The sequence below is a fragment of the candidate division WOR-3 bacterium genome (assembly GCA_039802005.1).
GTDB lineage: Bacteria > Hydrothermota > Tepidihabitantia > SM23-42 > JAOAFX01 > JAOAFX01.
The window spans coordinates 37,870-60,570 of sequence record JBDRVV010000007.1; the positions used below are offsets into that span (position 1 = coordinate 37,870).

General features: G+C 37.6%; 18 protein-coding genes. All 18 read left to right on the forward strand.

Features of this window, described 5'->3' with window-relative positions; genetic code table 11:
- Window positions 1–7: 7 nt before the first annotated feature.
- The 18 genes from pruA to ABIL69_03870 all read left to right on the forward strand — a co-directional run bounded on the left by pruA (window position 8) and on the right by ABIL69_03870 (window position 22,662).
- Window positions 8–1,576, forward strand: a complete 1,569-nt coding sequence (gene pruA / locus ABIL69_03785) for an L-glutamate gamma-semialdehyde dehydrogenase (GenBank protein MEO0123105.1) — start codon at window positions 8–10, stop codon at window positions 1,574–1,576.
- Window positions 1,573–2,892: a glutamine synthetase family protein gene (locus ABIL69_03790; protein MEO0123106.1), complete on the forward strand. Its 1,320-nt coding sequence runs from the start codon at window positions 1,573–1,575 to the stop codon at window positions 2,890–2,892. The genes pruA and ABIL69_03790 overlap by 4 nt, the downstream gene beginning before the upstream one ends.
- Window positions 2,893–3,500: 608 nt before the next feature.
- Complete coding sequence (locus tag ABIL69_03795) at window positions 3,501–3,638, forward strand: hypothetical protein (protein MEO0123107.1); 138 nt, start codon at window positions 3,501–3,503, stop codon at window positions 3,636–3,638.
- 58 nt (window positions 3,639–3,696) lie between these two features.
- Window positions 3,697–5,199, forward strand: a complete 1,503-nt coding sequence (gene guaA / locus ABIL69_03800; protein MEO0123108.1) for a glutamine-hydrolyzing GMP synthase — start codon at window positions 3,697–3,699, stop codon at window positions 5,197–5,199.
- Window position 5,200: 1 nt separating this feature from the next.
- Complete coding sequence (gene purF, locus ABIL69_03805; GenBank protein ID MEO0123109.1) at window positions 5,201–6,625, forward strand: amidophosphoribosyltransferase; 1,425 nt, start codon at window positions 5,201–5,203, stop codon at window positions 6,623–6,625.
- A 171-nt stretch (window positions 6,626–6,796) separates the two neighbouring features.
- Window positions 6,797–8,596: an FG-GAP-like repeat-containing protein gene (locus ABIL69_03810; GenBank protein ID MEO0123110.1), complete on the forward strand. Its 1,800-nt coding sequence runs from the start codon at window positions 6,797–6,799 to the stop codon at window positions 8,594–8,596.
- Between the two features lie 59 nt (window positions 8,597–8,655).
- Window positions 8,656–9,666 carry a DUF362 domain-containing protein gene (locus ABIL69_03815; GenBank protein ID MEO0123111.1) on the forward strand — a complete coding sequence of 337 codons (1,011 nt, stop codon included), beginning with the start codon at window positions 8,656–8,658 and terminating at the stop codon, window positions 9,664–9,666.
- Window positions 9,647–10,753: an HD domain-containing phosphohydrolase gene (locus ABIL69_03820; protein MEO0123112.1), complete on the forward strand. Its 1,107-nt coding sequence runs from the start codon at window positions 9,647–9,649 to the stop codon at window positions 10,751–10,753. The genes ABIL69_03815 and ABIL69_03820 overlap by 20 nt, the downstream gene beginning before the upstream one ends.
- Complete coding sequence (locus ABIL69_03825) at window positions 10,746–12,410, forward strand: adenylate/guanylate cyclase domain-containing protein (protein MEO0123113.1); 1,665 nt, start codon at window positions 10,746–10,748, stop codon at window positions 12,408–12,410. Before ABIL69_03820 ends, ABIL69_03825 begins: the two co-directional genes overlap by 8 nt.
- Window positions 12,411–12,436: 26 nt before the next feature.
- Complete coding sequence (locus ABIL69_03830) at window positions 12,437–13,771, forward strand: MFS transporter (GenBank protein MEO0123114.1); 1,335 nt, start codon at window positions 12,437–12,439, stop codon at window positions 13,769–13,771.
- A gap of 45 nt (window positions 13,772–13,816) precedes the next feature.
- Window positions 13,817–14,512, forward strand: a complete 696-nt coding sequence (locus tag ABIL69_03835; GenBank protein MEO0123115.1) for a ScpA family protein — start codon at window positions 13,817–13,819, stop codon at window positions 14,510–14,512.
- Window positions 14,509–15,717 carry a hypothetical protein gene (locus ABIL69_03840; protein ID MEO0123116.1) on the forward strand — a complete coding sequence of 403 codons (1,209 nt, stop codon included), beginning with the start codon at window positions 14,509–14,511 and terminating at the stop codon, window positions 15,715–15,717. The genes ABIL69_03835 and ABIL69_03840 overlap by 4 nt, the downstream gene beginning before the upstream one ends.
- A 71-nt stretch (window positions 15,718–15,788) precedes the next feature.
- A complete protein-coding gene (locus ABIL69_03845; GenBank protein MEO0123117.1) occupies window positions 15,789–16,409 on the forward strand; it encodes a polysaccharide biosynthesis/export family protein in 621 nt (206 codons plus the stop codon).
- A gap of 2 nt (window positions 16,410–16,411) precedes the next feature.
- Window positions 16,412–18,955: a polysaccharide biosynthesis tyrosine autokinase gene (locus ABIL69_03850; protein ID MEO0123118.1), complete on the forward strand. Its 2,544-nt coding sequence runs from the start codon at window positions 16,412–16,414 to the stop codon at window positions 18,953–18,955.
- Window positions 18,956–19,035: 80 nt separating this feature from the next.
- Window positions 19,036–19,974: a carboxypeptidase regulatory-like domain-containing protein gene (locus ABIL69_03855; GenBank protein MEO0123119.1), complete on the forward strand. Its 939-nt coding sequence runs from the start codon at window positions 19,036–19,038 to the stop codon at window positions 19,972–19,974.
- Between the two features lie 13 nt (window positions 19,975–19,987).
- Window positions 19,988–21,685 (forward strand): SBBP repeat-containing protein, encoded by a 1,698-nt coding sequence (locus ABIL69_03860; protein ID MEO0123120.1) that lies wholly within the window; start codon window positions 19,988–19,990, stop codon window positions 21,683–21,685.
- A gap of 21 nt (window positions 21,686–21,706) precedes the next feature.
- The gene (locus tag ABIL69_03865) at window positions 21,707–22,207 is read left to right on the forward strand and encodes a hypothetical protein (protein ID MEO0123121.1); all 501 of its coding nucleotides are present in this window, start codon (window positions 21,707–21,709) and stop codon (window positions 22,205–22,207) included.
- Window positions 22,208–22,236: 29 nt separating this feature from the next.
- Complete coding sequence (locus ABIL69_03870) at window positions 22,237–22,662, forward strand: hypothetical protein (protein MEO0123122.1); 426 nt, start codon at window positions 22,237–22,239, stop codon at window positions 22,660–22,662.
- Window positions 22,663–22,701: the final 39 nt, after the last annotated feature.

Consider the following 22,701-nt stretch of genomic DNA (forward strand, 5'->3'; position numbering starts at 1 on the left):
GGTTATTATTATGAAACCATTTAGGAATGAGAAATATACTGATTTTACAATCGCAGAAAACAGAAAAAAGATGGAAAAAGCCCTTGCTGAGGTTGAGGCACAATTTGGCAGGGAATATGATATCATCATCGGTGGTAAAAGGGTTAAGACAAATAATAAATTGATTTCATATAATCCATCAAAAAAAGACCAGGTCGTAGGTGTTTTCCAGAAGGCAGATGAAAAGATTGCGGAACAGGCAATGGCTGCGGCATTGGAGACATTCAAGACCTGGCAATATACGCCTGCAAAGGTCAGGGCAAATTATCTATTTAAAATGGCAAATATTATGCGTAAGAGAAGACTGGAACTCGACTCCTGGCTTGTTTTTGAGGCAGGGAAAAACTGGAATGAGGCAGATGCAGATATTGCTGAGGCAATAGATTTTTGTGAATACTATGGCAGGGAAGCATTAAGATATGATAAGGGTCCAAAACTCCTTCAATATCCAGGTGAAAAGGATGTGCAGGTTTATATCCCATTAGGTGTAGGAATTGTTATCCCACCCTGGAACTTCCCGATGGCAATTTTGACCGGTATGACGACCGCAGCATTTGTAAGCGGAAACACGGTAATTTTGAAACCCTCAAGTGATACACCAACAATTGCCTATAAATTTATGGAAGTGGTGGAAGAAGCGGGTGTTCCATCCGGGGTTGTAAATTTTATGACTGGTTCAGGTGCACTTGCCGGTGATTATCTTGTGCGTCATCCAAAGACAAGATTTATCGCCTTCACTGGCTCAAAAGAAGTTGGTCTGCGGATCGTTGAACAGGCGGCAAAGACCCAGCCCGGACAGATATGGATAAAAAGGGTAGTTGCTGAAATGGGTGGTAAAGATGCAATTATAGTGGATTCTGAGGCAGATATTGATAGTGCAGTCAACGGTGTCCTTGTTTCTGCCTTTGGTTATCAGGGGCAGAAATGTTCTGCCTGCTCAAGGCTTATCCTTGATGATAAGATTTATGAAAAATTTATGGAGAAGTTTGTTCCCAGGGTTGAGGCCATTAAAGTTGGACCAGTAAAGTATTTTGAAAATTATATGGGACCGGTAATAAGCCAGAGTGCCTACAACTCAATAATGGAATACATAAAGATTGGAAAATCCGAAGGCAGACTCGTTTGTGGTGGTGAGCCGGCAGGTGATGAGGGATGGTTTATCAGACCTACCGTGATTGAGATTGATAGTCCGAAGGCGAGGATATTCCAGGAAGAGATATTTGGACCTGTCCTTGCTGTGATAAGGGCTCGTAATTATGACCATGCAATAGAACTTGCCAATGATTCTGAATATGGTCTCACCGGTGCAGTATATACAAAGAATCGCAAGAAGATTGAAAGGGCAAAGAAGGAATTCTTTGTTGGCAATCTTTATATAAATCGGAAATGCACGGGCGCACTCGTTGGTGTCCATCCATTCGGTGGTTTCAATATGTCAGGAACCGATTCCAAGGCAGGAGGTCCTGATTATTTACTATTATTCACCCAGGCAAAATCAATCGCTGAGTATGTAGGAATCAAGAAGAGGAAAAAATGACTGAAAACGAAATAATTAAAGAGATAAAAAAGAATGATATAAAATTCATTGACCTCTGGTTTTCAGATATCCTCGGGTCAATAAAGAATGTAACGATTACAATTGTAGAATTACAAAAGGCACTAAGAGATGGGATATGGTTTGATGGCTCGTCAGTGGAAGGGTTCGGCAGGATATGTGAAAGTGATATGTTCTTAAGGCCTGACCTTGATACATTCCGGATAATACCATGGAATGCAGAAAAGACTGCAAGATTTATCTGTGATGTATATGGTCCTGACCACAAGCCTTCAGTGGTTGACCCGCGTGGCTTACTCAAAAAGGTCCTTTCAAATCTTAAAAAAGATGGTATGGAATTTAATGTCGGTGCGGAACTTGAATTTTACTTATTCCAGCGTGATGGTTCAAGGATTACACCTTTACTACATGACCAGGTTGGATACTTTGACTTAGGTGGTGATTTAGCATTACGGGTACGTAAACAGATGTGTGAAAAACTATCGGAATTCGGTATCGTGGTTGAAGCAGGCCACCATGAAGTAGGGAAGAGCCAGCACGAGATTGACTTAAGATATACTGATGCACTACAACTTGCAGATAATATTCTGACGGCAAAGATGGTGATAAAACGTATTGCCGAAGAACACAATCTCTATGCGACATTTATGCCTAAGCCATTGTTCGGAATGGCAGGTTGCGGAATGCATACCCATCAGAGTATATTCAAGAATGGGAAAAATATATTTGCGGACCCGAAGGATGATTATGGTCTTTCTGAGACAGCCTACCATTACCTTGCAGGTCTTTTAGCTCACATAAAAGAGATTTCCGCGGTGATTTCACCCATAGTAAATTCTTATAAGAGGCTGGTATCTGGTTTTGAGGCACCGGTCTATATCTGCTGGGGAAGGATGAATCGCTCAGCACTGGTGCGTGTTCCTCAGATCACGAAGAATAGATTGAATAGTACCCGTCTTGAGCTCCGTTCAGTTGACCCCTGCACAAATCCCTATCTTGCATTCAGTGTTATCCTTGAGGCTGGTATTGATGGTGTGAAGAGAAAATTGAAACCACCAAAACCGGTTGAAGAAGATGTTTATCATCTTGAGAGTATGGATTTACAATCCAAGGGTATTGATGTTCTTCCAAGGTCATTATGGGAGGCATTGCAATATTACCATAAGAGTAATCTTGTAAAAAGGACATTTGGTGAGACACTCTTTGAAAAATACTACGAGATAAAAACGCGGGAATGGAATGAATACTCAATCCAGGTCTCAAAATGGGAGGTTGATAAGTATTTGGAGATATATTAAATAGAGGGCTAAAGAGGGATAAAGAAGGCTAAAGAGGGCGGTAGAAGGCGATACAGGGCAGTAAAGGGCAATAGAGGGCGAAAAAAGGCAAGCGATTCTTGTATTAGAATTATGTTTCCAATTTGGAATTTGATCTCACCCTCCATACATCAAATCCCTCACCCTTGTGGGAGTCCCCTTTCTAAGATTCCTCTTTTCTCTCTCCCCCTTTCTTAAAGGGGGATAAGGTATTTAGGGGCAATAAGACGCAATTGGTTGAGATCCTCTCCCCCTTCCTTAAAGGGGGATAAAGGGGGATTGGACGATAAGCAAAACCCTATTACGAAACGGGCTGCGAAACCGTTCAATGAAAGACAAAAACTAAATTTTTTAATTTGGTGTTTGGAATTTGGGATTTATTCCTGTGTGGGCGCTCGGGGCAAATCTAAACATTATAACAAGTGGCTAAAATAAATCTGTAGGAGCCGCTTCCCAGCAGCGATATAATGTCGTGGTTGGAAACAGCTCCTACAATATTCCTGTTTGACCGTTTGACAATTGCATTATTGTCCTGTAACCATTTTTATTTAGGTTTTTCTCCAAAAAGTTGGGAGATTTGCTGGATAAAAATGTTTGAAATGCAAAATTTTCAGGTTAGGGGTAGATTGGAGTTAATTCGTAAGAATTTTATTCCATTTTCAACCGACACTTATTATTATTCCACAATTTTAGAATTATGGAATAATGGAATGGTGAAGAAATGTTAAAATAAGGTGATTTGATAAAATATCATTGATTTTTATGAAAATCTGGATATCATTATTTATGATAGCAGTAATCGATTTTGGCTCCCAGTATACCCAGTTGATTGCCCGCAGGGTAAGGGAATGTGGGGTATTTTCAGAGATCTTCAGTTGTTTTATTGATAGATTAAAGACCGAAAATCTTGAAGGTATCATTCTCTCCGGTGGTCCGGGTAGCGTCTATGAGTCTGATATTAAAGTATTTAAACAATTCTTTGAATACAATGTCCCGGTTTTAGGGATATGTTATGGCCTGCAATTGACAGCTCAAATGTTCGGCGGTAAGGTCCAACACACAAAATGCCGTGAATATGGACCTGCGGAGATTAAAATTAGGAATAACCTTTTGTTTGAAGGCCTACCGGTTAGATTTAAAGTCTGGATGAGCCACGGCGATTCAGTAGTTACATTGCCCCCGCGAGCAAAGGTAATCGCATCAACCGATACTACACCGATTGCCGGTCTCCAGTTGAGAAACTTTTATGGTGTCCAGTTTCATCCGGAAGTTAGACATACGCAATATGGTATGAAAATAATAAATAATTTTCTATTTAGAATCTGCAAGGCAAAGAAGACCTGGTCAATGGGAAAGTTTATAAACGAAAAGATAAAAGAGATAAGAGAAACCGTTGGTGATAAAAAGGCAATCTGCGCAATAAGTGGGGGAATTGATTCTACCGTAGCCGGTGTTCTGACATCCAGGGCGATCGGGAGCAAATTTGTGGGCATATTTGTTGATAATGGTTTGTTAAGATATAATGAACGAGAAGAGGTTGAAAGGAATTTGAAAAATAGAATGCATTTGATAGTTGTTGATGCGAGGAAGAGATTTTTGAACAAATTAAGTGGGATAAAAGAACCGGAACAGAAACGTAAAATTATTGGCAACGAATTTATTAAAATTTTTGAAGAAGAAGCGAGCAAGATAAAAGGTGTGGAATATTTAATCCAGGGGACATTGTATCCTGATGTCATAGAATCCGGAAAGGGTATCGGACCTTCAGCAGTGATCAAGAGCCATCACAATGTCGGAGGATTGCCTGAAAAAATGCACCTGAAGATTATTGAGCCATTGAGGATGCTTTTTAAAGACGAGGTTCGGGAAATAGCAAGAAGATTGAGGATGCCAGAGACATTTATCCAGAGAAAACCATTCCCGGGACCGGGTCTTGCCGTGCGCATTGTCGGGGAGATTAATGAACAAAAACTTGAAACATTAAGACAGGCAGATAGAATCTTACAGGAAGAGGCACAAAAATTAAAGAATTATAAAGATATATGGCAGATTTTTGCCGTGCTTTTGCCTTTAGGGAGTGTGGGTGTAATGGGTGATAAAAGGACCTATGAGAATGTGTGTGCAATAAGGGCGGTCTATAGTGAGGATGGGATGACAGCAGACTGGGTTAAATTACCGGACTATTTTTTGCGACAGGTTTCAAGCCGCATTACCAATGAAGTAAAGGGTATAAACCGGGTTGTTTACGATATTACATCTAAACCACCCGCAACAATAGAATGGGAGTGATATGTGTGGTATAATCGGGATAATTGGTAAAGGAAGGGCGATTGATTATATTTATCCCGGTTTGATTGCATTACAACACCGGGGACAGGATGCAGCCGGCGCGGTGACATACGAACAAACTTTCCACTTGAAAAAAGGGCAGGGGCTGGTTACAAATGTTTTTAATTCGAAGAACATTGCCCGCCTTGATGGTGATATCGGCATCGGTCATGTGCGCTATCCTACAGTGGGACCCGGTGGCATTGAAGATGCCCAGCCATTTGTGTTGACTGTACCTTACGGTATCGCCCTTGCGCACAATGGTAATTTGGTCAATTATTTTGATTTAAAGAAAGAAATAATTGAAAAGGATTTAAGATATCTGAATTCAAATTGTGATGCGGAAATTATATTGAATATTCTTTCAATTGAACTTTCAAAAATGGATTTGAGTAAATTTAATGCCGATTTATTATTCCAGGCACTCAAACGAGTATATGATAAATTGATTGGTAGTTTTGCAGTGGTCTGTATTATCGCAGGAAAGGGTCTACTTGCCTTCAGGGATAAGAATGGAATAAAACCCCTTGTCTATGCACCAAATGGTGAAGGTTACACCTTTGCCTCAGAGAGTGTAGCACTTGATATGCTTGGATGTTCAGAATTCAAAGATGTAGAACCGGGTGAAGCAATATTTATTGATACACACAATAATGTATTTTCAAAAAAGATTCATAATGGGAAAAAGGCAACCTGCATATTTGAATATGTATATTTTGCAAGACCGGATTCGGTTATTGATGGAATAGGTGTTTATGAAGCACGGTTAAGATTGGGCGAAGAACTTGGAAAGGAATGTCTGAAGGCCGGGATAAAACCTGATGTTGTAGTTCCTGTTCCCGATACTGCCCGGGGATCTGCCCAGATGGTAGCAGAAGTCTTAAAGGTGAAACATCGTGAAGGTTTGATAAAGAATCGTTATATCTACCGAACATTTATTATGCCTACCCAGGAGAAAAGAATTGAATCAGTGCGTATGAAACTGAATGTAATAAAATCAGAAATCAAGAATAAAAAAGTTCTACTAATAGATGATTCAATCGTTCGCGGTAATACATCAAAAGAGATAATCGGATTGATACGGAGTGCCGGAGCGAAAGAGGTTTATTTTGGTGTTTATTCACCACCCCTTAAATATCCCTGCGTCTATGGAATAGATATGCAGACCAGGGGTGAATTTATTGCCCGAAATAAATCAGTTGAAGAAATAAAAAAGACAATCGGCGCAGACGCTTTGATATATCAATCCGTGGAGGGATTGATAAAAGGTGTAGGAATGGGTACCACAGATTTTTGCACTGCCTGTTTTGCTGGTGATTATCCTACTGAAATATCAGAAGGATTTTTGGAAAAGATTGAAAGAGATAGAATAAAAAAGGCAAATTAGGGCAATTAATGACAAAAAGAAAGGCTAAAATTGTGAACCCGAAGATTTACTTTACATTTGTAGATTTAGAATTAGATGTGCAACACCTTTTGTGAGGGATTAGTAAACTAAAAATATTTTACTCTTGATTTTTCGGACGGGATATTTATAATAATTTTAAGGGAGGAGATTATGAAAAAGATTTTGTATCTGCTTCTCGTATTTCTTGTGTGCTATTCACTTCTTTATGCACTGAGTTATATAGAATCTTCACAGGGGTTAGAAAATCCTGCAATGGAGGGAGGTAGAACTGAAATGGAGATGGTTGACATCAATAATGATGGAAATATTGACATACTATCAATCGGTGACCACGGCTCACCGTATGTGAATACCCAGGAACACGGTGTGATGGTCTGGTTTGGCAATGGTCAGGGTGTCTGGAATGTATATCAGAATGGTGATTTTGGATACGGTGGAATTGCTATCGGTGATGTTAATAATGATGGTCTTCTTGATATTGGTTATGGGATGCACCACAACTACTCAAATAATGATTTTGGTGATTCAATTATGGAAGTTGCCCTTGGCGACGGCACCGGTCAAAACTGGACGCCCTGGGATGATGGGATTTCTATCGGCGATCCTAATTACTGGGGTATGTTCTGCACAGACTTTGCAGATATTGATAATGATGGCGATTTAGACCTGGGGGGAAATTCATTCGGTGCGGATGATGGGATACATATCTTTATCAATCATCTTGATGGAACCTGGCATCAGTCATTCGGTTTTGTTGGTGGAAATTCTACAATGGATTTTATGTTCGGAGATGTAAATAATGACGGTTATGCTGATTTCTGTGCAGGGCATCAATACGGAAGTATATATATTGGAAATGGTTCGGGCGGTTTCTCAAATGCCGATGGCAATTTGCCACCCGGGGGAAGTTCGGGCAGAAGGGGACCATCCCTTGGCGATGTTGATAACGATGGGGATTTAGATTTTGCCTTCTGTAATTCAAGCGGTGGGGTTGAAGTCTGGACCTGGCAGGGTAATAATAACTGGAGTTCTTATTCAACAGGATTACCCACCACCGGTCCTTATGACCTTACGCAATTATTTGATATGAATCTTGATGGATTTGTTGATTTGTGTGCATTTGGTGATAGCACGGTTACAATATGGCGCAACACCGGTACAGGCTGGACACAGGATACAACATTTAAGACACCCAGTCCTGGGACACCCCGAGCATTCAGGGTAGGCACCGATGCAGATCATAATGGTTATCCAGATATCCTTGTTGTTGGTGATGAAGGTGATTCCTGGAATTCCCGCAATAGGCCAAGATTTTATAAAGAATCTTCTATACCACAGAATTTATTTATTTATCCAGTCTTCCCAAGGGGTGGACAGAAATTCTATCGCGGTTCAGTTCAATTCATAAAATGGACCTGTGGAGTTCCTTCAGGAACTGCAACGATAAAACTTGAACTTTCCACATCCGGTCCAAATGGTCCCTGGAATCCCATTGCAACTAATTTGAAAAATAATTGTAGATACCAGTGGCGAATACCTTCTAATATTCAGGGTTCTGCTAATTGCTATATCAAATTTACTGCAATGACTGTAAATGATACAGTGAGTGCAATTAATCCTTTGCCTTTTACAATACTGCCTATCGTAGGTAAAGAAGAGGTCGTTAGTCAAAATAATACTATAGCGAATCTGGCGGTATATCCAAATCCGGCAAGGGACAGGGTTTTTATCAAATTCAGCACGGCTGGTGAAAAAACCGAGATAAAGGTATATGATAATGTAGGAAATCTATTAAAGAGTATATTCAGGACAAAAGGCATTGGAACTTTCACGATTTATTGGGATAGAAAGGACTTAAGGGGCAGGTTGGTTCCTACAGGTACTTATTTTATAGAACTGCAGACAAATGAAGGTAAAAAGATAAGACAAAAAATTGCGATAACAAATTGAATTTGTAATTTTTACACAAATACCCCTTGAATTTTTCTGTTATTTGAGTATTATCTATTATGCAAAATCTATATTTTCTTGATTTCCGTAAAAAACAGAAAGAAAATTACTTGAAAATGCTGGAAAAAATGGTAGAAATTTCTGGAGGGCTCAAGATAGTAGAAAATAATAAGATTGTTGCGGTAAAAACCCATTTTGGTGAAGATGGTAATCTTACTTTTGTCAATCCCTTGTATGTGCGCAAGGTTGTGGATATGATAAAAAATACCGGTGCCCGACCCTTATTGATAGATACTACTACGCTTTATTCGGGGAGAAGATTTAAGGGTGATACCCATATTGAACTTGCAAAAGAACATGGTTTTGATTTTGCACCGATTATAATTGGCGACGGAATATATGGAGATGAATACTTTGAAATTAATGGTTCAAAGATTGCAAGGGCTTTCAAAAACATTGATACGATATTTTGCATCAGTCATTTCAAGGGACATTTATTAACTGGCTTTGGTGGAGCGTTGAAAAACTTAGGAATGGGTTTTGCCTCAAAGGGTGGCAAACTTCAATTACATTCTCGTTCCCGTCCTTATGTGGAAAAGGAAAAATGTACTTTCTGTCTTAAGTGTTATGATTACTGTGCATATAGTGCCATTGAGAAGAATATGAAAAAAGTCCAGATAAACCATAATAAATGTAGTGGTTGTGCAGGTTGTATGTCTATCTGCCCACAAAGGGCAATTAGATTTTCCTGGAGTGCAGCCTCTGACGAAGTTCAAAAAGGGATTGCCCAGTATTCAGCAAATCTTGTAAAAAATAAAAAGATTTTCTATTTGAATTTTATCATAAACATCACACCTGATTGTGATTGTCTTCACACATCTGAACCACCGATATGCCCCGATGTAGGTATTCTTGCAGGATTTGACCCGGTTGCAATTGATTGTGCTTCTTATGATATGGTGAAAAACGATATTGATAAATTGCGTCCGGACATAGATTCGCAGGTCCAATTATATTATGGGGAGAAATTTGGTGCAGGGGAGCGTAATTATGAAATCAAAAATATATGAACTTAAGAAGAAGATTAGAGACCTTGAAACCTTGATTGATGCCTCACTTGTGTTTTCTTCAACCTTGGATATTGATACCTTAATAAATATCATTTTGCAAAAGGCAGAAGAACTTATGGATGCTGAGGCATCAAGTGTATTCCGAATTGATGAAGAAAAGAATGAATTGTATTTTATCACTGCCCGTGGTGAAAAGGGTAAGGAAGTTAAAGAAATTCGCATTCCGATGGGAAAGGGTATTGTCGGGTGGGTTGCCCAACACAAAAAACCATTGCTCGTTCCTGATGTTACAAAAGACCCCCGCTGGTTCAGTGGTGTTGATAAGAAGACGAAATTTGTGACCCGTTCAATTCTTGCCGTGCCCCTTATGGTTAAAGGTAAGATAATAGGCGTTGCGGAAGTTTTAAATAAACGGGGTAATAAACAATTTAATGAAGATGATTTAGAAATGTATCTTGCGCTTGCAAATCAGATTGCTATTGCTATTGAGAATGCATCTTTATATAAGGAGCTTGATGAACTATTTTTATCTTCTATCAGGGCAATCGTTGAGGCAATAGATGCCAAAGACCCATATACAAAAGGACATTCAGCACGTGTCGTTGAATATGCATTGTTGATTGGTGAGGGTCTTGAGCTTGACAAAGAATCATTAAAGGATCTTGAATTGTCAGCAGTGCTGCACGATGTAGGGAAGATTGGCATACCGGATAGGATACTTTCTAAACCGGGGCTTCTGAATGAAGAAGAATATTCGTATATGAAGCGCCATCCTGAATTTGGTGCGGAGATTGTTGAACCAATAAAGAAGCTTAAAAGCCTTGTACCGAATATCCTTCATCACCATGAAAAATACGACGGCACAGGTTACCCAATGGGATTGAAAGGAGATAAAATTCCGCTGGGTGCAAGAATTATTGCGATTGCTGATTCATTTGATGCTATGACATCAGACCGTCCTTATCGTCCAAGAATGGAAACGAATGTAGCATTGAGTGAGATAAAAAAGAATCGCAAAACACAGTTTGACCCTAAACTTGCGGAACTTTTTATCAAGACATTTGAGCGACAATTTAAGAATGAATAGAATTTTGAAAAATCTTTTGATTTCTATTGGTGTTATTGTTGTTGTACATATCATCTGTCTTTACAAACCTCTTTATCAACCTTTTGACCAGAAGATTTACGATCTTAAATATCGTATTGCGATATCGGAAAGGCACATAGAAGATATTGTGGTTATTGATATTGATGAGATTAGTTTAGAAAAATTGGGTCGTTATCAAAACTGGCCCAGGGTGTATTTTGCGGAGGTTATTGAATATTTGAGTTTAGCGAAATTAATCGGGATCGATATATTCTTTGGTGAACCTGACACACTGCCGGTATATGCAAGAAGATATTATCAAAAGCCAGATTTTGATTCTACCCTTATAAATGCAATATTGAATAATAAAAATGTGGTTCTTGTTTCTTCATTAAATAAAGAATCCATCTTTAGTTCTATATGCCCGAGCGGTGTTGGAGAGATAATTGCTGATGAAGATGGAGTCGTGCGTAATGGATATAAAGAAATAAATCACAAACAGACATTCGCATATACAATTGCACGCCAAATAGGCAAGAATTTTTTTGATAATAAATTTTTAATTCATTATTTTGATTTAGAATCATTTCGCAGAATATCATTCAGTGATGTGTATTTACAGCGGGTGCCCAAGGAATATTTTACGGATAAAATAGTGCTGATTGGCGGAACTGCATCCGGTCTATTTGATTATCATGCGGTTCCATTTCGTAGACATTTCCCGGGGATATTGATACAGGCTAATTTAGTTAATGGCTTTATCAAAAATTTGAAAATAACACAATTTCCCTATTTTTTTATTTTGTTAATAACAATATTTTTTTCGCTACTTATCGCTATCTTCACAAGTTTTTATCAAACAAGGGTGTATGTGCTTGTATATTTGATAAGTTTTCTATCAATTTTTATTCTTTCTCTTGTCCTTTTTTATAACAATATAGAATTTCAGAGCGTGCGCATTTATTATTCACTAATCCTGACGATAATAATTTCGCTTATATACCGCTATCGCTTTGAAGAAAGAGAAAAGCGTAGATTGAAATCTATCTTTTCAAGATATTATTCTAAGGAACTTTTAGAAAAAATTATCAAAGAACCACCCAGACTTGGTGGAGAAAGGGTTGCCTGCACAATTATTTTTGCGGATATAAGAAACTTCACTCCATATACAGAAAAGTCAACACCCGAAGAGGTAGCAAATTCTTTAAATAAATTTTTGACGGAAATGGTTATGATTGTATTCAAGTATCAAGGTAGGGTTGATAAATTCATTGGTGATTGTGTGATGGCAGTATTTGGCCATCCGGTCAAATTAAAAAATTCGGCATTAAATGCCTGCCTCTGTGCGAAGGAAATGGTCAAGAGGGCTGAACAGCTTGGATTAAAGATTGGGGTGGGCATAAATTCTGGTGAGGTTGTGAGTGGAAACTTTGGTTCGCCAATGCGGATGGAATACACGGTTATTGGTGATGCAGTTAATCTTGCTTCAAGGCTTGAGGGCTTGACCAAAGAATTTGGTGTGAGTGTAATCATTGGTAATGAAACATATAAAATGGTCTCATCACATCCAACAATTGAACTTCACTTTAAAGAACTGGGTAAGGTAAAAGTGAAGGGTAAAGAAGAAGAAGTTATGATTTATGAGTTGGTTTTTTAAAAATGTAGTAATACACCTCAAAATCAATGGAGAACGAATTAACTTCTGGTAAAAGGATTTCTGTCATAGAGGGCGTTTTTGCTCAATTCCATATCACCCTGACCGGAGGTATGTTTTTAACTTCGTTTGCCCTGTTTTTAAATGCCAATCCATTTCAGATAGGTATTTTGACTGCGATTCCATCAATACTTGCGGGTGTTGGTTTCTTTGCTGCTTATATCGCAAATATAATTGGAAAGAGGAAATCACCCTGTCTTTTTACTGCATTGATTGGCAGGGGAATTTTTATATTTTTTGTTATTGCACTTGTTTTTAATATCCGAATCAGCATTAATACTTTTTTTGTTATAATATTTTTGTTTAATCTCCTTTTGAATTTTTCGGGTAATCTCTGGCTTTCCTGGATGAGTGATTTGATACCAAAAGAAGAGAGGGGAAGATATTTCGGGATTAGAACAACAATAATAAGTGCGGTTGGAATGGTTGTAAATTATCTTGGAGGAAAGGTCCTTGATTTTTTTGCACCAAATCAGGCGTTTATAATAATCTTTTCCACGGCTGTCTTTTTCTCTACCCTTGCGGGTATTACGCTTTCATTCCAGCCTGAGCCTAAATTTGAAAAAAAGGTTATACACTTTAAGGATGTATTCTTAAAACCGATGAAGGACCAAAATTTTGTTGCCCTTTTAAAATTTGTATCATTCTGGTATCTATTTGCAGGCATTGCAGCGCCTTTCTATGTGGTCCATATGATAAAAAATCTAAAAATGGCTTATTCAACGATTGCCATTTATGGAATCATTGCGGGCATTGCGAGTTTAGTATTTCAAATATTCTGGGGAAAAATGATTGACCGAGTCAGGTCAAAACCTATATTGGCAATAAACTTTGCGGGTACTATATTTTTGCCAATAATATGGCTTTTTGCCCGTTCGGATTTTATTTTACCGATATGGATTGATGCATTTTTTAGCGGTCTGTTCTGGTGTGGAATCAACCTGAGTCTTTTTAATATTTTATTGAGTTTGACTGAAGAGAAAGAATTGAAAGAATCATATTTTGCAGTTTTTTCTACAATAACAGGAATATGTGGTTTTTTGTCTTCACTCTTGGGTGGTTTGATTGCCCAGTTACTTGAGAATTTCAGGTTTGAATTCATGGGACAGACATTTGTCAATTTTCATATCCTCTTTATAGGAACTTCATTTTTTAGATTTTTAAGTGTTTTTCTTTTGAAAAAAGTCCGTGAGAAAGAAGCTTATCCTGCTTTTCAGACCTTGCAATTAATTGGAGATTATGCAGTAAGAAGATTGAATGAACACAAAGATTTGCTTTTGAATATATTACGATTCACAAAATAAAATCTCTTTGCTTGACATTTCAATCTTGATGATTAAAATAAAGGTGTGAAGATTGATATTGGAATTTATTATGGACCAATAGACCTCCTTGTATATCTGGTTCGCAAAAAAGAGGTTGATATATTTGATATCCCAATCGGGCAGGTTGCAGAAGAATATCTTGATTACATAAGAAAGATTGAACGGCAAGACCTTGAAGATGCAGCGGATTTTCTTTTGATGGCAGCAATTTTAATAAGATTAAAGGTTCGCTCGCTTTTGCCCAGAACCCCTGAAGACGAAGAAGAGGCAAAACCAATTACATTGATGCAGATTATTGAAGAATACAAAAAATTCAAAGAGATAGCACGGTATTTTGGAGAAATGGAAACACAGACGAGTAAACAATTCCCCCGTTTTGCAAAGGTAGAACCCACAACGGTGCTTGAAGAAGGAGATCTGACGAGCCTTATCCTTGCATTCAAAAGTTTTAAACCCACTGAAAAAGAAGCAGTTTTGATAAAAAGACAATTAATACCGATTGAGAAGGTCATTGAAGATTTGACACAGGTTCTTGAAAAAAATGAAAAAATCAATTTTTTGAAATTCCTTCAAGAAAAAAGAAATACTTCTATAGCGGTATCATACTTCTTTGGTATGCTACAAATAGTAAAAGAAGGGCTGGCAAGTGTAGAACAGAATGAAACATTTGGAGAGATTTATTTATATAAAAAACAGATTGATACAAAACCGGGTATTTGAAAAATAACTGTATTTATATGGAAATTAAAAATAGCACCTTTGACAGAATTTTTGAACAATTTAAACGAATCAATAATTATTTCTGGTTTCTGACATTTGGTGTTTGTCATTTTGTTTTTGCCTATGCACCTGAAGACTCAAATTATCAGTATCTTCTTGATAAACAACTTGCCCATTACTTTCAATCCTGGGAAACTGCATTTGATTCAACAAAAAATGGCATGCGGACAAGTCAGGGTTGTCTTGATTTACTTAACTGGTATATCAATCTTGAACTACGTTATGAAGCATATCTATCAAAAATTCTTGGTATTCGTTACCAAAATCGTTATATCGGTGACTATGACATTCATATATCCAATCATTATTTTCAACCGTTTTTTCAATTAAAAGAAAACACCCGATTATTTTTATCAATAACAACTCATTATTACAAAGGGGAAGATGAAATTGGAATTGGGTATTTTAGGGGTTATAATTATCTAAATTTTTTTGAATTTTTTTTGCTGGTAGAAAATTTTGATAGAAATTTTTCTCTCCAGGACATGACAGATGGACCGGATAAAATTATCTATAAGGGATTAAATTATCCGATTAAAATCAAAACAATTTTTAACAAAAAATGGTCAACGGGTAGGTTTAAAGCAGAGATTGAATTGGGAAGAAGGTATCAACTTGAGTCAACCGATAAACCATCAACATTTAGAGAAGAAGGATACAGACATACAGCATTTATTCGTTGCTGGCAAGATGTTGGAATCTTCAGAATCGGGATTTTAAACGAATGCAAAATATATTTTAAAAAGAAAGATAACGCAGGGTTTGAAATTTCCGAGAAGATTTTTGATGCGATGCCCGAGTTGCAAATTACATATTTAAAGAGTAAAAAATGGATTCCCAATCTTTATCTAACCTATAATTACAAGAATGAAATAGATACCCTACATTATGAAAGAAATGTATTTGCCTATCTTTTGGATCTTGAATATCATCCAGGCGGAAATTTCGTCTGGCATTTCGGGACCCAGAGAAATTTTTATCAAAATAATCAGGGAATTGAAATAAAAGAAAGGAGAATCAATGTAGGATTGGAATATCATTTTAAAAATGTATGGTTTTATCTGGTGGAAGCGATGGAAGGCGATTTCCCAACACCTAAATATATGCACAATCATACTTATTTACATTTTATGCTACTTTTTTAAAGAATTTTTGGGTATATAATGCTGTCGTATTTTTGACTTGACAATTAGGGCTTTTTATATAAAATAGAATTATGTTTATAAAACTATTGCTATTATTCTGCATTAATGCGGAATCTTCTACTTATCGTATTGAACCGGGTGATGTTCTGGAAGTTGTTGTTCTCGGACAGGAGGAATTATCCAGGGATTTGCTGGTAATGCATAACGGCAATATCACATTCCCTTTGATCGGTGATATCCGTGTTGCTGGATTTACTACCAATGAAGTCGCTGATACAATTGCCAATCTTTTAAAAAGATATTTCGTTCAGCCACTTGTGTCCGTAATTCTTAAAGGTCCCAGCATTTCTACGGTTGCAGTTTATGGTGAAGTGATCAGACCCGGAACAGTTAATTATCAAAGGGGCCTACGGATAAGTGATTATGTTGCACTCGCTGGTGGTCCCAGCGACCGGGCTAATCTAAAGAAAGTCAGAATTGTGCGCAACACTGAGTCAGGGGTAAAGGTATATACGATTAATCTTGATAATATTTTGAAAAAGGGAAGCGAAAAAGAAAATTTTGAACTGAAGGCAGGGGACTGGGTTTATATTGGTAGAAAGTTTATGATTAACTGGGGTACGGTATTACAATTTGCAACGCTGACCCTGACCGCAGTTAACCTTTATGTTACGATTGAAAGGTTAAGATAATTATGAATAATTCTGAATTACCAGATTATTACCTTGAACAGGAGAAACCATTAAATCTGCAGGACTTATGGGTTAAGTTTTTACGCAGGCGCAGGTTATTCTTTATATTTGCGATACCTGTATTTTTAGGTATTCTTATTTTCAGACTTTCCCGACCATACACACCAATCTACTTGTCAAGTTTTGACCTTGGTGTTGCTGAAAATCGTGCTGTAGAAGGATTTTTCACTGGTATGTCAGAAACACCGACGGTCCAGATCGGCACGGTGACCCAGCGTCTTATCGCAAATCTTTTGAGTGTTAAAATTGCCGAAAAAGTTGTTGATACCCTTGGACTTTATGCCTTTTTTAAAAATGGTAATTCAGATATCAGGTTAAATGTTCAGTTAAAATCTAATTTTGAACAACCATTGGGACCGTATCAGTTGAAAATAATGGAAAACGGATTCAGTTTAAAACTGGATGGTGAAGTTTTTCAAAAAAATTATGGGGAATATATAAATCTTGGTCCCTTAGAATTTACAATTCCTCACGACCAAAATTTGATTAACGGGAAGACTTATTCACTTACATTTTATCCAAGAAGTAAGATGGCGCTTGCCCTTAGAAATTCAATATCGGTAAAAGTACTTGAGGCGGATAAAGTAGAACGGGCAGGGGACCGTTCTGGTGTTCCAATTTCAGGGGAAGGGGCGGCAAAGAAAATGGTATCCGCGAAAACGATATTCCCAGGGATGAATATTATTGGTATTCTTCGGATTGAACTTTACTGGGGTGACAGGGAACAGGCACTACGCATAGCACGGGCATTGTCCGAGATACTTGTCAAAGAAAATATTCAAGAAAAAAGCCTCCAATATGTACAATCCAGAGAGTTTATAGAGTCCCAACTTGCGTTCTATCAGAAACGTTTAAATGAACTTGAGGAGCAGATAAAGAATTTCAAAGAGGTAAAAAAGATTGCTGACTTAAAGGCATCAACCCAGGCTTTGATAAATCAGGTATCTACGCTTGAATCAAGAAAGAATCAGTTAGAAATAGAAGAAAAGATTTTGACTGATATTAACAAATATCTATTGAGCGATACTCTCAAAGATGTGCCTCTCAATATTGCTACAACGATGATTTCAGACCAGGGAATTCAACAGCTATATGCCCAGCTCGTTCAAGCCGATGCAGAATTGAAGGGAATTTTGAAAGAATATTCTACAAAACATCCCAAATATGCTGAAATTAAGGCAAAGTATGAAGGTTTTAAAGAACAATTAAAAGATGAGATTGCAAAGCGTGTTTCTACAATAAAAACCGATATCCAGGGTGTCACAAGCCAGATACGAAACCTTCAGTTGAAACTTGAAAATATACCATCTGATGAAATAAGTCTGGCAAGATTGGAAAGGGATAGAGAGACTGCCGAAAAATTGTATACTTTTTTCTCAGAAAAACTTGAAGAGACGAGGGTCCAGGAAGCAGGTGTTACTTCTGATATAAAACTTATTAATCCGCCTTTTGTCTCAGGTAGTCCGGTGAATCCGCGCCGTGCATTACTTAGTTTATTTTTATCTGTATTTTTTGCCTTTCTTGTTGGAACCGCAGTGGTGTTTATTGCAGAATATTTTGATAATACGGTAAAAGAGCCGGATACAATTAAAGAGAAACTTAATCTTTCAGTCTATGGAACGATACCGGGAATTTTGGAGAGCGATGATAAAAGAGCAAAGCCCGGTTTTAATATTGAATATTTAAAAAATGCAATACAAGCTTTTCTGGGGTTTAATAATTCGGGTCATAGAACCAGCAAGTTAAAAATTGTTTCTAACCGTTCCAGTGCTGAATTTGAGGCTTTCCGTAAACTTACTGTACATCTTGAATTTGCCCATCCTGAAAAGGAGTATAAAACAATTTACATAACCTCATCCGGACCTGAGGAGGGAAAGACATTTGTAACTTTGAATCTTGGCTATGTTTTTGCTACAAAGGGTAAGAAGGTTCTATTAATTGACACAGACTTCCGCAAGAAAAGGGGTAATCTTACCCATATTACAAGATTGAAAAAAGAAAGAGGAATATTTGATGTGCTAAAGGAAGAGGTAGAATTGGAAAATGTGATTGTACCTTTTAGTGATATAGCGCAATCAAACGGCGAAGATACAAAGACACAATTTGAATCAAAGGACAGTTTAACTCTGTTTTTATTGCCAATCGGGGATGTGCCTGCTAATCCTTTTATCTTTTTGGAGTCAGAAAAAATGCGCCAGCTACTTGAAAAATTAAAGACCCAATATGATTATATACTTGTTGATGGTCTGCCTATTCTTTTATTTGCGGATGCAACATATCTTGCGCGGTATTGTGATGGAGTTTTATTGACCACAATGTATAATAAAACTAACTTAAAAGAATTAGAAAACAGCAAAGAGATTTTGATTTCGGCGCGTGCTGATATAGTTGGAGTTGTTATCAACGGTGCGCCATTAAAATCTGGGAGTTATTATTACCATTACTATTATAAATATTATTCTAAATACTATAAAGACAGTAAATAAACAATTGGATATATGGTGATTTTATAACTTAGAAAAATTTGTTTGTAAAAAGTTTAAATAGAGAATAAAAAGGAGGAGTTATGTTTCGTATATCGGTCTTATTTTTAGTCTTAATTTTTTGTTTTTTTGTTTCTTGCGCCTTTTTTACTTCTTCAGGATTGGTGGAAGTCGGTTCTATTTTTGGGTTTGTTAATGATGAAGAATATGAACCGCTTGAAGGGGTTGAGGTTTCGGTGGCAGGAGAGGGGGGAATGACTGTATATACAAATTCTGCAGGTTATTATATACTACAGGATTTACCCCCTGGCGATTTAAATCTGATATTTACCCGTCCGGGATTTGAATCAAAGACGATTTCGTGTAAGGTAGAGGCAGGAAAAAAGATAGAACTTGATCAGATTCTAAAAAGGATTGGTACAAAAACCGGTAGTATCAAGGGGATAATTGCCGATTATTTGACAAACGAGCCCCTTGTCGCTGAAGTGACAATAATGGAATTGAATCGCACAACATCCTCAGATAAGAATGGCTTTTTTGAGTTTGAAAATGTCCCTGCGGGATTTTATTTATTAAAGGTGCAGGCATTAAATTATGTTACATCCCAGACTGATATCAAGGTTGAACCGGGAAAATCTACAGACCAGATGATAAGAATATTTCGTGAAGGTTCAAGCATTATTCTGCACGGTGTTGAATTTGAATTCAATAGTGCAAAATTAAAACCAGAGTCATATCCTGTGCTTGATGATGCAGCGAGAATACTAACGATGCATCCGGAAATTGATGTTGAAATTCAAGGGCATACAGATGATATTGGTTCAGATGCATATAATTTGAAATTATCTCAAAAAAGGGCAGAGGCGGTTCGGGATTATTTGATTGATAAACATATGATTGAACCGGTTCGTTTAATCCCTGTTGGATATGGTGAAAGAAGACCGATCGCCGATAATTCAACTGAAGAAGGGAGACAGAAAAACCGCCGGGTAGAATTTTTAATATTAAAAGAAAAAGAATGAATATGGAGGTATTATGAAAAATTTAATCTTAATGTTTCTACCAATTATGTTGTCAGCCCAGGTTGACACTGTGTGGGCAAGAAAATGGTCAAGTGCTGGAACATTATCAGACTGGGCTTATGCGATTGCAATTGATGATTCTGGTTTTATCTATGTCACCGGGACAACTGAAAATTCAGGAACGGGTAATGACTGGACAACAATAAAATACACACCATCCGGAGATACATTATGGGTGAGAAATTTTGTGAGCCCTGGTTCATATAATGAACGGGCAAGTTGCATTGCCCTTGGCACATCGGGCAATATTTATCTAACAGGTTATACAATGAGTTCAGGTGCAGGTGATTATCTTACCATAAAATACCGACCAAATGGTGATACCGCCTGGGTAAGAAGATACAATGGCACCGGGAATGGATATGATTTTGCCCATTGGATTTGCGTTGATAATCAGGAGAATGTCTATGTTACTGGCTACAGCAGGGGAGCATCTTATCAGGATGATATTGCTACCGTAAAATATGATTCAAACGGTAATCAGTTATGGGTTTCAAGAATTAATGGTTCTGGTAATTATAACGATAAAGGTCATAAGGTGATTGCTGATAATAATGGTTATGTCTATGTTGTCGGATATGTAAATCCATTTTCAAGTGGTACACGATATGATTATGCTACAATTAAATTGAATGCCCAGACTGGTGATACTGTCTGGGTAAGGACCTATAATGGACCAGCTGATAGTTCGGATATCGCCCGGGATATTGCAGTTGATTCTGCAGGTAATGTTTATGTTACGGGTTCGGTAAGATGGCTCGGCACATCAACTGATATATTAACAATAAAGTATGATAATTCAGGGAATTTGTTATGGACTGCCCGTTATAACAACCCTGATACAAGTGGTGCAGATGGTGGATATGGTATCAGGGTTGATAATGCAGGTAATGTATATGTTGTGGGGCAGAGTCAGGGATTGGGAACAGGTAGTGATGTTGTTTTGATAAAATATGATTCCGAAGGCAATGAATTATGGGCAAGAAGATATGATGGACCTGCCCATAATTATGATACACCTTCTGATGAAGTGGGTGGCAAGTGTATTGCAATGGACCAATTGGGCAACATATTCATTGGTGGCACAAGCAGGAGTTTGACAGAATATAATGATTATGTAGCAATTATGTACGACTCTGATGGAAATCAAAGATGGGCAGCAATGTATGATTTTTCCGATTCATTGGACTATTGCCTTGCTATTGCTGTTCATCCGAATTCAGGGGATGTGGTAGTCACCGGAAGGACATTGAGTGCACCAAGTTATTATGACTGGGGCACGGTAAAATTTAAAAATCTTGTGGGAGTAAAAGAATATAAAATTAATCAAAAATCCATGGTGGCTTTTGAAGTTGCACCTAATCCGTTCAGAAACTGCCTTGTAATTAAATTTCAAATCCCAAGCACCAAATCCCAAATAGCCCCCAATTTCCTAATTTCAAACGTAGGGCAAGGCTTTAGCCTTGCGATATACGATGTGACCGGTCGAATGGTTAAAGATTTCTCTCGGTTAACGGTAAAAGGTGAGCGGTCAACGGTTGTTTGGGAGGCTAAAGACGGCTCGGGTCGTAAACTTCCTGTGGGTGTTTATTTCGTACGATTGCAATACGGCGAATACAGGCTGGTTGAAAAAGTTGTGTTACTTAAGTAGCGACTTAGACCAGATATTAATATGAAATGTCCAAAATGCAGAAGACAGATTACAGAAAAAATCCAGTACTGTCCATATTGTAATTTTAAGTTAACCCAGAACTCTGTTGAAAAAACTGGCTTTGAATGGAAATCAGATTTTGAAATTTTGGGTATTCCTTTGATCCATATCGCAGTCGGTAGAGATGAGAATGGGAAAATAAGAATCGCAAAAGGTATCATTGCGATCGGACAGTTTGCTATTGGCTTGATTACAATTGCGCAATTCGGTATTGGCATTCTTTTCGGCATAGGACAATTTATGTTTGGTATTGCTACAATTGCCCAGTTTGCGCTGGGCATTCTTTTTGGTCTCGGACAATTCGCAACAGGTTATATTGTCATTGGTCAATTTGTATATGGCTGGTATGCACTATGTCAGTTTGGCTTTGCTAAGTATATGTGGTCACCAAAAATAAAAAATCCAGAGGCAATTGAATTTTTCAAAAATTTGTGGGAAAGGATTGCACATTTACGCCCTTGACTTTTGTGAAATTCATAATATACTAAAGTATGGAGCAAAAAACTGAAGCCAATCGAGTTGTTTTGCATTATAAAAATGGTAATGTAATAAAGGGAATGACACATGATTTTGTGCCAGAAAAGCCAAAATTTCATCTTGTTCATCAGGATGGGCATATAGAAGAGATACAAACCGAATTGTTAAAGGCAGTTTTCTTTGTGAAATCATACGAGGGTAATAAAGATTATCAAGAAGTAAGAGGATTCAGCAAAATTGATCCAGTCACATTCCGTGGTATGAAAATTAAAGTGACATTTCATGATAATGAAGTAATATATGGTGCGACGCTTGGTTACAATAAAACTCGCAAAGGATTCTTTGTCCTTCCTGCTGATCCAGATAGCAATAATATCAGAATCTATGTTGTTGCCAGTGCCGTAAAGGATGTTAAACTCGGGAGTCAGGCAGAGGCATAGAATCCATATTTATTGAGGGGAGTTGATACATTCAAGGGG